The sequence below is a fragment of the Streptomyces sedi genome (assembly GCF_006335015.1).
Taxonomy (GTDB): domain Bacteria; phylum Actinomycetota; class Actinomycetes; order Streptomycetales; family Streptomycetaceae; genus Streptomyces; species Streptomyces sedi.
On the sequence record NZ_VDGT01000005.1, the window covers coordinates 225,708 to 238,430 of the forward strand.

14 protein-coding genes are annotated in these 12,723 nt (G+C 73.1%); 3 read left to right on the forward strand and 11 right to left on the reverse strand.

Translation table 11 applies throughout. From position 1 onward, the window contains the following. Nucleotides 1-54: 54 nt before the first annotated feature. Entirely contained in the window at nucleotides 55-1,410 is a 1,356-nt protein-coding gene (locus FH715_RS09370; protein ID WP_139642833.1) for a class I SAM-dependent RNA methyltransferase, read from the reverse strand. Between the two features lie 261 nt (nucleotides 1,411-1,671). On the opposite strand from FH715_RS09370, the gene FH715_RS09375 reads away from it, so the two are divergent. Then, a complete protein-coding gene (locus FH715_RS09375; protein WP_139642836.1) occupies nucleotides 1,672-2,334 on the forward strand; it encodes a potassium channel family protein in 663 nt (220 codons plus the stop codon). Between the two features lie 31 nt (nucleotides 2,335-2,365). Further along, nucleotides 2,366-3,028 (forward strand): potassium channel family protein, encoded by a 663-nt coding sequence (locus tag FH715_RS09380; RefSeq protein ID WP_139642838.1) that lies wholly within the window; start codon nucleotides 2,366-2,368, stop codon nucleotides 3,026-3,028. Nucleotides 3,029-3,050: 22 nt separating this feature from the next. Here FH715_RS09380 and FH715_RS09385 read toward each other — a convergent pair whose 3' ends face one another. The 7 genes from FH715_RS09385 to dut all read right to left on the reverse strand — a co-directional run bounded on the left by FH715_RS09385 (nucleotide 3,051) and on the right by dut (nucleotide 9,261). Beyond that, on the reverse strand, nucleotides 3,051-3,869 hold the full coding sequence (locus FH715_RS09385; RefSeq protein WP_425472695.1) for a DUF3159 domain-containing protein: 819 nt from the start codon (nucleotides 3,867-3,869) through the stop codon (nucleotides 3,051-3,053). Nucleotides 3,870-3,873: 4 nt separating this feature from the next. Then, nucleotides 3,874-4,275 carry an OB-fold nucleic acid binding domain-containing protein gene (locus tag FH715_RS09390; protein ID WP_139642841.1) on the reverse strand — a complete coding sequence of 134 codons (402 nt, stop codon included), beginning with the start codon at nucleotides 4,273-4,275 and terminating at the stop codon, nucleotides 3,874-3,876. A gap of 29 nt (nucleotides 4,276-4,304) precedes the next feature. Beyond that, nucleotides 4,305-4,985 carry a response regulator gene (locus FH715_RS09395; protein ID WP_139642844.1) on the reverse strand — a complete coding sequence of 227 codons (681 nt, stop codon included), beginning with the start codon at nucleotides 4,983-4,985 and terminating at the stop codon, nucleotides 4,305-4,307. Further along, on the reverse strand, nucleotides 4,960-7,530 hold the full coding sequence (locus FH715_RS09400; RefSeq protein ID WP_139642846.1) for an ATP-binding protein: 2,571 nt from the start codon (nucleotides 7,528-7,530) through the stop codon (nucleotides 4,960-4,962). The genes FH715_RS09395 and FH715_RS09400 overlap by 26 nt, the downstream gene beginning before the upstream one ends. 45 nt (nucleotides 7,531-7,575) lie before the next feature. Next, nucleotides 7,576-7,857 (reverse strand): DUF6343 family protein, encoded by a 282-nt coding sequence (locus FH715_RS09405; RefSeq protein WP_139642848.1) that lies wholly within the window; start codon nucleotides 7,855-7,857, stop codon nucleotides 7,576-7,578. A gap of 128 nt (nucleotides 7,858-7,985) precedes the next feature. Continuing rightward, complete coding sequence (locus FH715_RS09410) at nucleotides 7,986-8,750, reverse strand: DUF3710 domain-containing protein (RefSeq protein WP_139642851.1); 765 nt, start codon at nucleotides 8,748-8,750, stop codon at nucleotides 7,986-7,988. A 1-nt stretch (nucleotide 8,751) separates the two neighbouring features. Beyond that, nucleotides 8,752-9,261 carry a dUTP diphosphatase gene (gene dut, locus FH715_RS09415; RefSeq protein WP_139642854.1) on the reverse strand — a complete coding sequence of 170 codons (510 nt, stop codon included), beginning with the start codon at nucleotides 9,259-9,261 and terminating at the stop codon, nucleotides 8,752-8,754. Between the two features lie 173 nt (nucleotides 9,262-9,434). Between dut and FH715_RS09420 the strand changes: the two genes are divergently transcribed. Next, nucleotides 9,435-9,887, forward strand: coding sequence for a DUF3093 domain-containing protein (locus FH715_RS09420; protein ID WP_139642857.1), 453 nt, complete (start codon nucleotides 9,435-9,437; stop codon nucleotides 9,885-9,887). 20 nt (nucleotides 9,888-9,907) lie between these two features. On the opposite strand, the gene FH715_RS09425 is transcribed toward FH715_RS09420, so the two are convergent. The 3 genes from FH715_RS09425 to FH715_RS09435 form a co-directional block, all read right to left on the reverse strand. After that, nucleotides 9,908-10,207 (reverse strand): DUF4193 domain-containing protein, encoded by a 300-nt coding sequence (locus FH715_RS09425; RefSeq protein ID WP_062214304.1) that lies wholly within the window; start codon nucleotides 10,205-10,207, stop codon nucleotides 9,908-9,910. A gap of 308 nt (nucleotides 10,208-10,515) precedes the next feature. Continuing rightward, nucleotides 10,516-11,796, reverse strand: coding sequence for a sensor histidine kinase (locus FH715_RS09430; protein ID WP_139642860.1), 1,281 nt, complete (start codon nucleotides 11,794-11,796; stop codon nucleotides 10,516-10,518). Nucleotides 11,797-11,805: 9 nt separating this feature from the next. Beyond that, nucleotides 11,806-12,459: a response regulator transcription factor gene (locus tag FH715_RS09435; RefSeq protein WP_139642862.1), complete on the reverse strand. Its 654-nt coding sequence runs from the start codon at nucleotides 12,457-12,459 to the stop codon at nucleotides 11,806-11,808. Nucleotides 12,460-12,723 lie beyond the last annotated feature (264 nt).

The following is a 12,723-nucleotide window of genomic DNA, read 5'->3' on the forward strand; positions in this document are numbered from 1 at the left end:
GGCGCGGAGCGGCGCGAGCCCCCCGCCGGCCCCGCCCCGTCCACCCGCCCGCGGTCAGGACTCCTTCTTCGCCGGGTGCAGGATCGCCACGCACTCCATGTGGTGGGTGACCGGGAAGAGGTCGAACGCCCGCAGGAAGCGCGGGACATAGCCGGCGGCGGCGAAGTGGCGCAGGTCGCGGGCGAGGGCCGCCGGGTCGCAGGCGACATAGGCGACGCGGCGCGGGCCGAGCGCGGCCACCTGCCGCACCACCTCGCCGCCGGCGCCCGCCCGGGGCGGGTCGAGGACGACGAGGTCCGCCTCCGTGATGCCGGTCGCCGGCAGCACCTTGGCCACCGGCCCCTGCTCCACGCGCACCCTCGGGTAGCCGGACAGGTTGTGCCGCGCGTCGCGCACCGCGCGCCCGGACGCCTCGATGCCGAGCACCGCGCCCTTCTCGCCCATCCGCTGGGCCAGCGCGCCGGCGAAGAGCCCGACGCCGCAGTAGAGGTCGAGCGCCGTCTCGCCGCGCCGGGGGATCAGCCCGCGCATCACCGCGTCCACCAGCACCTCGGCGGCCTTGGTGTGGCCCTGCCAGAACCCGCCGCCGCTCACCCGCCACGTGTGGTCGTCCGCGCGCTCCCGCACGAACGCCCGCCCGTGCACCCGGTGCACCGCCGGCTCCCCGCCGCGCCCGCGCGTCGGCTCGGCCCGCATCACGGAGACCGGCCGGTCCAACTCGACGAGCGGCAGCCGCCGTTCCGGCCGGGGGGTGAGGACCACCAGCCGGTCGTGGGAACCGGTCGCCGCCGCCACGTCCACCGTGGCCATCCCCGGCCACTCGCGGCGTTCCACGCCCAGCTCGGTGACGCCCTCGGCGGCGATCAGACAGTGGTCGACCGGCTCCACCTCGTGCGAACGGTGCCGGCGCAGCCCCGCGCGCCCCTCCTCGTCGACCGCGTACTGCACCCGGGTCCGCCAGGCCGGCACCTCGCCCGCCGGGACCTTGTCGCCGGGCGCCGGCTCCACCGTGCCGTCCCAGCCCGCCTGCTCGGGCGTCAGCCCGGCCAGCTGCGCCAGCTGCTCGGTCAGCACCTCGGCCTTCAGCCGGCGCTGCGCGCCCGGCTTGGCGTGCTGCCAGTCGCAGCCCCCGCAGCGCCCGGGGCCGGAGAACGGGCAGGGCGCGGGGACCCGGTCCCGGCTCGCCTCCACCACTGTCACGGCGTCGGCACGCAGGTAACGGGAGTCCTCCCGCCCCTCGGTGACACGGGCGACGACCCGCTCGCCCGGGAGGGCGTGCCGGACGAAGAGCACCCGCCCCTCCCCGGTCCTGGCGACGCAGTGCCCGCCGTGGGCGACCGGGCCGACCTCGACCTCGTACTCCTGGCCGACCAGGGAGGCCGCCTTGCTGGAGGTTGGTTCGGTGGCCATGGTGGTGCGGCTCCAGGGGTCGGGCACTCGCTCGGGGTGCGCGGTTGAATCGGTGTCGCCGGGGGCGTCGCGGGGGAACGTGCCCCGGTGGACGGCGCCGTCGAACGGGGTTCGGCGGTGCCGCACGGAGGCGCTGTTCGGGAAACGCCGCAGCGGCCGTCAAGTCTACGGCGGCTCATGGCAGGCTTACGCCCACCGGGCCCGGCCGCGCGCGGTGACGGAAGCCGCCGGCCGGTAGCGTGGCCAGCGCGAAGGAGACCTATGCACATCGTGATCTTGGGCTGTGGCCGGGTCGGCGCGACCCTGGCGCACGAGCTGGAGGGGCGCGGGCACTCGGTCGCCGTCATCGACAAGGACCCGACGGCCTTCCGCCGGCTCGGTTCCCAGTTCGCCGGCCGCCGCGTGACCGGGCTCGGCTTCGACCGGGACACCCTGGTGGAGGCGGGCCTCCCGGAGGCCGGCGCCTTCGCCGCCGTCAGCAGCGGGGACAACTCCAACATCATCGCGGCCCGGGTCGCCCGCGAGGTCTTCGGCGTGCGCCATGTCACCGCGCGCATCTACGACTCGCGCCGGGCCGAGGTCTACGAGCGCTTCGGCATCCCCACGGTGGCCAGCGTCCGCTGGATCACCGACCAGATGGTCCGCCGGCTGCTGCCCTCGGGCGCCGAACCGCTGTGGCGCGACCCCGGCGGCGAGCTGCTGCTGTCGGAGGTGACGCTCGCCCCCGCGTGGGTGGGGCACCGGGTCAGCCGCTTCCAGGAGGCGACCGGTGTGCGGGTGGCGTTCGTGACGCGGCTGGGCGAGGCGACGCTCCCGACGGCCGGGATGGTCTTCCAGGACGGCGACCTGGTGCACGTGCTGATGTACCGGGACCGGGTCGCCGAGGTGGAGGCGGCCTGCGTGCGCGGGCCGGAGCCCCGGTGAGCGCGACCGCCGAGTCGAGGGAGAGAGAACGATGAGAGTCGTGATCGCCGGCGCCGGCGCGGTCGGCCGTTCCGTGGCCAACGAGCTGCTGGAGAACGGCCACGAGGTGCTGCTGATCGACAAGGACCCCACCAAGGTCTCCGTGGAGCGGGTCCCGTCGGCCGAGTGGCTGCTCGCCGACGCCTGCGAGATCACCAGCCTCGACGAGGCGGCGCTGGAGCGCTGCCAGGTGGTGATCGCCGCCAGCGGCGACGACAAGGTCAACCTGGTGGTCTCGCTGCTCGCCAAGACGGAGTACGGCGTGCCCCGGGTGGTGGCCAGGGTCAACCACCCGGCCAACGAGTGGCTCTTCAACGACTCGTGGGGCGTCGACGTCGCCGTCTCCACGCCCCGGCTGATGTCCGCGCTGGTCGAGGAGGCCGTGAGCGTCGGGGACCTGGTGCGGCTGCTGCGCTTCAGCCAGGGCGACGCCAACCTGGTGGAGCTGACGCTCCCGGAGGGCGCGGCCCTGGTCGGCACGCGGGTGGGGGAGGTGGCCTGGCCGCAGGAGACCGCGCTGGTCACCATCATCAGGGGCAGCCGCGTCATGGTGCCCGACCCGGACGACGCGCTGGCCCCCGGCGACGAGCTGCTCTTCGTCGCGGCTACCCATCAGGAGGAGGAGCTGGAGCGGCTGCTGACCGCCCGCCCCTGACGGCCCGGCCCCGGGCGCCCGGTCACCCCTCGGCTCTGGTGCTGGGCAACGGCCGCGCCGCAGGGTCCCCCTCGACGACGGGGGCGGTCGGCGGCTCCCCCGCGACGGACGGCTCGCCCGCTGCTGGCGGCTCCTTCGCCGCCTTCTCGGCCTCCTCCTTCGCCGCCTCCCTGGCCTCCCACTCGGCGATCACGTCGATCGGCGCGGGCGCCTTCACCAGGATGATCCACGTGAAGTAGACGGCGGTCAGGAACGGCGGGATGCCCAACGCCACACGCAGCCAGCCCAGTTGGGTCGCGTCCCCCCAGAAGTAGATGGGGAAGGTGATCGCCGACTTGGCGAGCAGGATGCCGCCCCAGACATAGCTGGACTTCACGTAGGCGCGCTTGCGGCCCGGGTTCCTCGTGCGCCAGGAGAGGTTCTCCCGGAAGATCGGGCCGAGCAGCAGCCCCAGCAGCGGCCAGCCGACCGCCGCGCTCAGCAGGTAGGCGAAACTCAGGCAGAGCGTGTAGACCATGCCCGGCAGGTAGAAGTTCTTCGCGTCGCCCGAGATCATCGCGAAGACCGCGCCGAACGCGACGCCGAAGACCCCGCTGAACGCGTGCTTGACGCTGTCCCGCCGCACGAGCCGAGCGATCGCCATCGCGGCGGAGAGACCGACCGCGCCGATCGCCGCCGGGGTGATCTCCCGGGTGATGGTGAAGATGAGGACGAAGACCAGACCGGGCACGGTGGTCTCCACCATGCCGCGCACCCCGCCGAACGCTTCGAAGAAGGCGTCCCTGGTGGCGGCCTCGTCGGGCGTCTGGTCGGCGGTCCGACGATTGTCAGGTGAGGTCACCCGGCTACTCCTGTCCACGGGCCTGAAGCTGGTATCGGGGATTGAACAGCACCGCTCGACCGTCTGTCACGGCGATCCGCCCTGAGGCGACCATCTCGCGGCCCGGCTCTATCCCCGGTATCGCCCGCCTACCCAGCCACACCACGTTCAACGAGGCGCTGCCGTCGTCCAACCGCGCCTCCAGCGCCGGCATCCCCGCCACGCTGCGCTCCCGCACCGCGCGCAGCGTGCCGGTCACGTGCACCACGGGGCGGCCGGCGGCCGTCCCTGCGCAGTCGCCGATCCGGGTGCAGGGCACGGCGGCGGGATCGGCCGCCAGGTCCTCGCCCGTCTCGCCCTCGTCGGGACGCCCCAGCAGGCGCCGCAGACGCCCGCCGCGCTTTACCGCGCGGCCTTCCGCACTCATGCCATCAGCGTAACGTGGCGCTCCGACACTCACGGCTCGAAGCGGTACCCCATGCCCGCCTCGGTGACCAGATGGCGCGGGTGCGCGGGGTCGGCCTCCAGCTTGCGGCGCAGCTGGGCCATGTAGACCCGCAGATAGTTGGTCTCCGTCAGATGCGTCGGCCCCCAGACCTCCAGCAGCAGCTGCTTGTGGCTGACGAGCTTGCCGCTGTTGCGGATCAGCACCTCCAGCAGGTGCCACTCGGTGGGGGTCAGCCGCACGTCGTGCCCGTCGCGCTGGACCTTCTTCGCCGCCAGGTCGACGGTGAAACCGCCGGTCTCCACCACCGGCTCCTGCTCGACGGCCACCGGGTCGAGCCGGCGGACCGCGGCCCGCAGCCTGGCCAGCAGCTCGTCCATCCCGAACGGCTTGGTGACGAAGTCGTCCGCGCCGGCGTCCAGCGCCTTGACCTTCTCGTCCGAGGTCTGCCGCGCGGACAGCACGATGATCGGCGTCCGCGTCCACCCCCTGACCCGCGTGATGACCTGCACCCCGTCCATGTCGGGCAGCCCCAGGTCGAGGATGATCACGTCCGGGTGACCGGCCGCGGCGACCCGCAGCGCCGTCGAACCGTCGGCGGCCGTGTCCACCTGGTAGCCGCGCGCCTTGAGGTTGATCACCAACGCGCGGAGAATCTGCGGCTCGTCATCGACCACGAGCACCCGGTGCATGGGCTGTCGTTCCTTCCGGTTCGGCCGCCGCGACGCTCGCGGTCGGCAGGGTGAGCACCATCGTCAGCCCGCCGCCGGGGGTGTCCTCGGCCTCCAGCGTGCCGTGCATGGCCTCGGTGAATCCACGGGCGACGGCCAGGCCCAGGCCGACGCCGTTCCCCCTGGGGGTGTCCCCGTGCCGCTGGAACGGCTCGAAGATCCGCCCCTTGTGGCTGGCGGGAACGCCGGGGCCACGGTCGACGACGCGCAGCTCGACCCGGTTGCCCAGCGTGCTGGCGAGCACCATCACCCGCTGCTCCTCCGGGCTGTACTTGACGGCGTTCTCCACCACGTTGGCCACCGCCCGCTCCAGCAGCCCGGGGTCGGCCGCGACGAACGGCAGCGACTCGGGGATGTCCAGCACCACGCTCTCCTCGGCGATGCCGCCGAGCGCGCCCGGCACCACCTCGTCCAGGTCTATCTCCCGGATCAGCGGCTCGACCGTGCCCGTCTGGAGCCGCGACATGTCCAGCAGGTTCCCCACCAGCTGGTCCAGCCGGTCGGCGCCCTCCTCGATGCTCTCCAGCAGGTCGGCCTCGTCCTCGGGCGACCAGGCCACGTCGTCGGAGCGGAGCGAGGAGACGCTGGCCTTGATCGCGGCCAACGGGGTCCGCAGGTCGTGTGAGACGGCGGCCAGCAGCGCGGTGCGGATGCGGTTGCCCTCGGCCAGCTTGTGGGCGCGGACCGCCTCCTCCTTCAGCCGCTGCCGGTCGAGGGTCGCCGCGGCCTGGGCGGCGAACGCGGCCAGGATCCGCCGGTCCTCGGCCGGCAGCACCCTGCCGGTCAGCGCCAGCATCGTGTGGTCCCCCACGGGCACGTCCACGTCCGCGTCGGCCGGCACCCGCGGCGGCCGGACGTCGTCCCTGACCGCGACGGAGCCGACACACGCCCAGCTGCGGTCCTCGCTGTCCTGCTGGAGCAGCGCCGCCGCGTCCATCCCGAAGGTCTCCCTCGCCCTCTCCAGCAGCGCCGCCAGCGTGTCGTCCCCGCGCAGCACGCTGCCGGCCAGCACGGTCAGCGTCTCGGACTCGGCCCGCAGCCTGGCCGCCTGCTGGGTGCGGCGCGCCGAGCGGTCCACCACGGTGGCCACCGAGGTCGCTATGGCGAAGAAGACCACGATGGCGACGATGCTGTGGCCCTCCGCGATGGTCCACTGCCGCACCGGGTTGGCGAAGAAGTAGTTCAACAGCAGCGAGCCGACCGCGGCCGAGACGAGCCCCGGCAGAAAGCCGCCGGTCAGCGCCGCCAGCACCGTGAACGACAGGCACAGCAGCACGTCGCTTGAGAACTCGGCGCCCGGCTCCGGCGCGTCCAGCATCACCGCCAGCAGCGCGGGTCCGCCGAGCCCCAGCAGCCAGCCGCTGAGCACCCGGGCGCGGCCGAGCCGCGCGCCGTGCGCCGCCGGCAGCCCCCGCCCCTTGGCCACCTCGTCGTGGGTGACCAGGTGCACGTCGAGGTCGGGCCCCGCCTCCCTGGCGACCGTCGCGCCCACCCCCGGCCCGAAGACGTACTGCCAGGACTTGCGGCGGCTGGACCCGAGCACGATCTGGTTGGCGTTGGCGGCCCTGGCGAAGTCCAGCAGGGCCGTCGGCACGTCCTCGCCGATCACGTGGTGGAAGGTGCCGCCCAGCTGGGCGACGAGGGTGCGCTGGGAGGCCAGCACCCGCGGCGAGGCGGAGCTGAGCCGGCCGGAGCGCGAGACATAAACGGCGAGGATCTCCGCGCCCGAGCTCTTCGCCGCCATCCGGGCCGCGCGCCGCAGCAGGGTGCTGCCCTCGGGCCCTCCGGTGAGCCCGACCACGATCCGCTCGCGCGCGTGCCAGGTGGACCGTATGCCGTGCTCGGTGCGGTAGCGGCGCAGGTAGTCGTCGACCCGGTCGGCGGTCCACAGCAGCGCCAGCTCGCGCAGCGCGGTCAGGTTGCCCGGTCGGAAGTAGTGCGAGAGCGCCGCGTCGATCTTGTCGGGGGCGTAGATGTTGCCGTGCGCCAGCCGGCGGCGCAGCGCCTCGGGGGTGATGTCGACCAGCTCGATCTGGCCGGCGCCGCGCACCACCTCGTCCGGGACGGTCTCGCGCTGCTCGACGCCGGTGATGGACTCCACCACGTCGCTGAGCGAGGCGAGATCCTGGATGTTGACGGTGGAGATCACGTCGATCCCGGCGGCCAGCAGCTCCTCGATGTCCTCCCAGCGCTTCTCGTGGCGGGAGCCGGGCGCGTTGGTGTGGGCCAGCTCGTCCACCAGCGCCACGGCGGGGCAGCGGCGCAGCACCGCCTCGGTGTCCATCTCGCGCACCGTGCCGTCCCCCCGGACCGGCGACAGCGGCGGCACCTGTTCGAGGCCGTCCAGCAGCGCCGCCGTGCGCGGCCTGCCGTGGTGCTCGACCACGCCGATCACCAGGTCGGTGCCTCGTTCGGCCCTCCGACGCGCCTCGGAGAGCATGGCGAAGGTCTTGCCCACCCCCGGGGCCGCTCCGAGATAGATCCGTAGTTCACCGCGGCGTGCCATGGCCCCATTGTCGTCGCTTCCCGGGGCCCTCGTTCCCCTCGTCCGTCAGCGGGAGGCGGAACGGGAGGCGGAACGCCGGCGGCGTATCACCACCAGCAGGTCGATCAGGGCGACCACGGCGAGAACCGCGCAGATCAGCGTGGCGACCCGCAGCGGGTCGGGGCCGACCGCGTCGCCCTGCTCCGCGCGCCCCCACCAGACGCCGAAGACGATCGCACCGGCCACGAAGAGCGGCGTGAAGACGGCCGACAACAGCAGCCGCAGCCGCAGCGCGCTCAGCGCGGTGACGGGCTCGGTACCGGTACGGGCGTGCCGTGCTCTGCTCATGGGCGGGCCTCCAGAAGGGGACCGCGCCCGGGTACCCGCGTCGTTCCGCCGCCACACCGCGCCACCGCCCGGAGGAACGCCTCGGCGCGGCCACCGAACGAGGGTTCGGGGGCCGCGCCGGGTGGCTCTCAGCGGACCTCGGAGATCTCCGGGCCGCGCCGCAGCTTGTCGAGACCGCCGGCGAACCGCGAGACGGGGGCCTCGTCGCCCGCGGCGGCCTGCTCCTTCTTCACGCCGTCCGGCACCATCTGGGCGTCGTCCGGGAGCTTGAGGACGATCGGGTCCCTGGGGGCCATCGGCCCCTCGCCGCGGACGACGACGGTGTCCTGGAAGATCTGCTCCAGCAGCCCAGCGGTCTTCGGCTGCACCGCGCCCTGCCCGGAGATCACCCCGCGCAGGAACCAGCGGGGGCCGTCCACGCCGACGAAGCGCACCACCTGGGTGCCCTGCTTGCCGTCGGGCAGCTTGACGGGCACCCGGGCCCGCAGCTCCCAGCCCAGCGGGCCCTCGATCTCCTCGATGGCCCCGCCCTGCCCGGTGATGCCCGCGCCGATCTCCTCGCGGACCTCGGCCCAGATGCCCTCCCGCCGGGGCGCGGCGAACGCCTGGAGCTGCACCGCGCTGTCCTTGAGCACCACCGTGGCGGCGACGATCGCGTCTCCCGCGACCTCGACCCTCAGCTCCATGCCCTGGACGCCGGGAACGAAGAGTCCGCCGAGGTCCACCCGCCCCTCGGCCGGCTTGGTCACCTCGCTCAGGTCCCAGGGCCCGTCGGGGCGGGGGGCGGGCTCCAGCCGTACCCGGCGCACCTCTTCCTCGTCCGGAGTCTCGTCGGCGGTCGCCTCGACCGCTTCCTCGGGCTTTGCGTCTCGCTTGCGACGACGTCCGAACACGTCACTGTCCTTTCCGGTCGGCGGCCCCGCCGGGACCGACCGCAGCATAGGAGTCGCCGGTGTCGGCGTGCCCGCCCGTGGAGCCGAAACCCCCGGTGGACCGCGCCGATCCCGGCAGCTCCGCGACCTCGTGGAACCGCACCGTCTCCACCCGCTGGACGACAAGCTGGCCGATGCGGTCGAACCGCTGGAACCGCACACTCTCCCGCGGGTCCAGATTGATCAGGTTGACCTTGATCTCCCCACGGTACCCGGCGTCGATCGTGCCGGGAGCGTTCACCATCGAAACCCCGCAGCGGGCGGCGAGCCCGGAGCGGGGATGCACGAACGCCGCGTACCCGTCGGGCAGGGCCAGGGAAACCCCCGTGGGCACCATCGCCCGCTCGCCGGGGGCGAGAACGAGGGCCTCGGTGGTGACCAGGTCGTACCCGGCGTCCCCGGGATGCGCCCTGGCGGGCACCGGCACCTCGGGGTCGAGTCTGCGCAGCAGCACGTCGACCGGGCGGCTCATCGCGCCACCCCCCGACGTGGCCGCGGCGACGGGGCCGCGCGGCGGGGGAAGACGGGGGAAGGGACGGGCCCGGGGCCTCGTCCGTTGGGCCTCGAAAGGGTCAGGACCGCACTCACGATGCAGACCCTACCGCCGCCGGCCGGGCCGGGAGGCGAGCCTGCCATGCTTGGGCCATGAAGGCGTATGACGAGCGACTGACGGTCCCGGCGACCTGGTGGCTGATGGCCCTGGCGGGAGTGCTGCTGCTGGGCGTGACGATGGTGCCGCTGGGCCCGGTGCCGCTGCTGACGGGGATGGCCGCGGGGGGCGCCCTGATCGGCATGGCGCTGAGCGCGTACGGCGGCGCCCGGATCCGCGTGACGGCCGGCTCGCTCGTGGCCGGGGACGCCCGCATCCCGCTGGGGGCGTTGGGCGAGGCCCGGGCGCTCGACGCCGACGAGGCGCGCGCGTGGCGCACCCATCGTGCGGATGCCCGGGCTCATATGGTGCTGCGGGCCTACATCCCCACGGCGGTCCGGGTCGAGGTGACCGATCCGGGGGACCCCACTCCCTATCTCTATCTCTCGACCCGGCGACCGGAACGTCTTGCCGCCGCGTTGGCCGCCGCCCGCCCGGACGCGGGATAACCGCCGGTCCGGGCGGGGACTCAGGCCGCGCAGTCCCGGCAGATCGGCTGGCCGTCCTTCTCGTCGGCCAGCTGGGACCTGTGGTGCACCAGGAAGCAGCTCATGCAGGTGAACTCGTCCGCCTGCCGGGGCAGCACCCTGACCGACAGCTCCTCGTTGGACAGGTCGGCGCCGGGCAGTTCGAGGCCCTCCGCCTGCTCGAACTCGTCGACGTCGACGGTGGAGGCGGACTTGTCGTTCCGCCGGGCCTTCAGCTCCTCGATGCTGTCCTCGTTGACATCGTCATCGGTCTTGCGTGGAGTGTCGTAGTCGGTTGCCATTTCGGTCTCCCCCTCCGGGTGTCTGTGATGTTCTCAGCGCACGTAACGCGCGAGGGGTCGGGATTTGTGCCCGACCTGAGGCCGAGATTTTGCCTCACATCAAGTGCTGTTACTCAATCGACACCCAACCGAACGCCTGAAGAGGTGATCATTACGGCTGCCGATCGGGCCGTGAACCGGCCAAAAGGCCCGTCCCGGCCGGTGCTCGCGCCACTAGCGCGGCGCGCATATGCGATTGATCACATCCCCTTCTTTCCCGTCTCAGGCCCTCGTCAGACCGTTGTTCGGACCGGACGTCGGCCCGGACCTCAGACCGGGATCGACACCCGCATCACGAGCCCGCCGCCCTCGCGCGGTACGGCCTGCACATAGCCGCCGTGCGCGCGGGCCACGGACCGCACGATGGACAGACCGAGACCGACGCCCTTGTCGCTTCCGGTGCGCTCGGTGCGTAGCCGCCGAAAAGGCTCAAACATGCTGTCGATCTCGTAGGCGGGCACCACCGGCCCCGTATTCTCCACCACGAGCACCGCCTGTCCCGACCTGGCCTCCGTGTCGACGCGCACCCAGCCGTCGGCCGGCTCGTTGTAGCGGATCGCGTTCTGCACGAGGTTGAGGGCGATGCGCTCCAGCAGGACCCCGTTGCCCTGGACCCAGAGCTGCTCGCGGCTGCCGTCCAGCCGGACGCCGCGGGACTGCGCCTCGCCGCGGCTCTGCTCGACGGCCCGGCCGGCGACCTCGGCGAGGTCGACGGGCTGGTGGTCGATGATCTCGTTCTCGCTGCGGGCGAGCAGCAGCAGCCCCTCGACCAGCTCCTCGCTGCGCTGGTTGGTGGACAGCAGGGTCTTCCCCAGCTGGGTCAGCTCGGGGGACGCCTCCGGGTCGGAGAGCTGCACCTCAAGCAGCGTGCGGTTGATCGCCAGCGGGGTGCGCAGCTCGTGCGAGGCGTTGGCGACGAAGCGCTGCTGGGCGGTGAACGCGCGGTCCAGCCGGTCGAGCATCTCGTCGAAGGTGTCGGCCAGCTCCTTGAACTCGTCGTCCGGGCCGTCGAGCTCGATCCTGCGGTGCAGGTCGGAGCCGGCCACCTGGCGGGCGGTGCGGGTGATCCTGCCCAGCGGGGAGAGGACCCGGCCCGCCATCACATAGCCGAAGGCGAAGGCGGCGACCGCCAGCCCCAGGAGGGCCAGCAGCGAGTTGCTCAGCAACTGGTCGAGGGCCATGGACCGCTGCACGTCGGCGCAGTTGTCCAGCCAGCGCTCGAACGCGTCGTCACTGACCTGACCGCTGATCTCCGGGCAGACGTCCGAGGTGATGCTGACCTCGGTACGGGTGACGAACTTGAACGGCGGCTGGCTCCCGTCGCTCAGCGCGCGGGCCGCCAGCAGATAGATGATCGCGAGCAGCACCACGCCCGCGACCAGGAACATCCCGCCGTAGAGCAGGGTCAGCCGGATGCGGATGGTGGGCCGGAACCAGCTGCGGTGCTGGTCCCCGTCGCCCGGGTCCCACTGCGGCTTGGGCGGGGCGACCACCCGGGGCGCGGAGCGCGGGCCGGGCGGGACGGAGGGCTTCGGGGGGAAGGAGGCCATGGGCGGGCCTCAGATCCGGTAGCCGGCGCCGGGCACCGTCGTGATCACCGGCGGGTCGCCCAGCTTGCGGCGGAGCGTCATCACGGTCACCCGCACGACGTTGGTGAACGGGTCCGTGTTCTCGTCCCAGGCCTTCTCCAGGAGCTGCTCCGCGGAGACCACGGTGCCCTCCCCCCGCATCAGCACCTCCAGGACGGCGAACTCCTTCGGCGCCAGCTGGACCGGACGCCCGCCCCGGAAGACCTCGCGGCGGTTGGGGTCCAGAACGATCCCGGAGCGCTCCAGAACGGGCGGCAGGGCGGCCGTGGCGCGCCGGCCGAGGGCCCGGACGCGGGCGATCAGCTCGGTGAAGGCGAAGGGCTTCGGCAGATAGTCGTCGGCGCCGATCTCCAGGCCCTCGACCCGGTCGCTGACGTCACCCGAAGCGGTCAACATCAGCACCCGCGTCGGATAGCCCGCCGCCACCACGTGACGGCAGACGTCGTCCCCGTGGACCAGCGGCAGGTCGCGGTCGAGCACGATCACGTCGTACTCGTTGAGGTCGACGCGCTCCAGGGCCGCCTCGCCGTCGTACACCACGTCCACGGCCATGGCCTGCCGGCGCAGGCCGGTGGCCACCGCGTCCGCGAGCAACCGCTCGTCCTCCACGACGAGTACGCGCACGTCCGTCCCTCTCTCTGCTCCCGTCGGACCTCCCGGAGCGTCCGACCACACACGGCCCCGCCGACCGTGCGCCACCATCCTGCCCGCAACCCGCGTAAGCCGGTGGTAAACGGCGTGGCCTCGGGTGACGGGACGCTCGCCGAGGAGATTCGCACGGAGCGAGAGGTTTTGCCGCCACGCGGGCCGGGGACGTAGCCCTCGCACACCCCGTGACCACCCCCGCCAAGGCGGCAAGCCACCCCCTGCGCTGCCGACCGGCCCGGG

What these genes read in the sequence shown, in the direction of transcription:
- FH715_RS09370 (WP_139642833.1), bottom strand. Translation starts at nt 1,410, where the DNA reads ATGGCCACCGAACCAACCTCCAGCAAGGCGGCCTCCCTGGTCGGCCAG.
- FH715_RS09375 (WP_139642836.1), top strand. Translation starts at nt 1,672, where the DNA reads ATGCACATCGTGATCTTGGGCTGTGGCCGGGTCGGCGCGACCCTGGCG.
- FH715_RS09380 (WP_139642838.1), top strand. Translation starts at nt 2,366, where the DNA reads ATGAGAGTCGTGATCGCCGGCGCCGGCGCGGTCGGCCGTTCCGTGGCC.
- FH715_RS09390 (WP_139642841.1), bottom strand. Translation starts at nt 4,275, where the DNA reads ATGAGTGCGGAAGGCCGCGCGGTAAAGCGCGGCGGGCGTCTGCGGCGC.
- FH715_RS09395 (WP_139642844.1), bottom strand. Translation starts at nt 4,985, where the DNA reads ATGCACCGGGTGCTCGTGGTCGATGACGAGCCGCAGATTCTCCGCGCG.
- FH715_RS09400 (WP_139642846.1), bottom strand. Translation starts at nt 7,530, where the DNA reads ATGGCACGCCGCGGTGAACTACGGATCTATCTCGGAGCGGCCCCGGGG.
- FH715_RS09405 (WP_139642848.1), bottom strand. Translation starts at nt 7,857, where the DNA reads ATGAGCAGAGCACGGCACGCCCGTACCGGTACCGAGCCCGTCACCGCG.
- dut (WP_139642854.1), bottom strand. Translation starts at nt 9,261, where the DNA reads ATGAGCCGCCCGGTCGACGTGCTGCTGCGCAGACTCGACCCCGAGGTG.
- FH715_RS09420 (WP_139642857.1), top strand. Translation starts at nt 9,435, where the DNA reads ATGAAGGCGTATGACGAGCGACTGACGGTCCCGGCGACCTGGTGGCTG.
- FH715_RS09425 (WP_062214304.1), bottom strand. Translation starts at nt 10,207, where the DNA reads ATGGCAACCGACTACGACACTCCACGCAAGACCGATGACGATGTCAAC.
- FH715_RS09430 (WP_139642860.1), bottom strand. Translation starts at nt 11,796, where the DNA reads ATGGCCTCCTTCCCCCCGAAGCCCTCCGTCCCGCCCGGCCCGCGCTCC.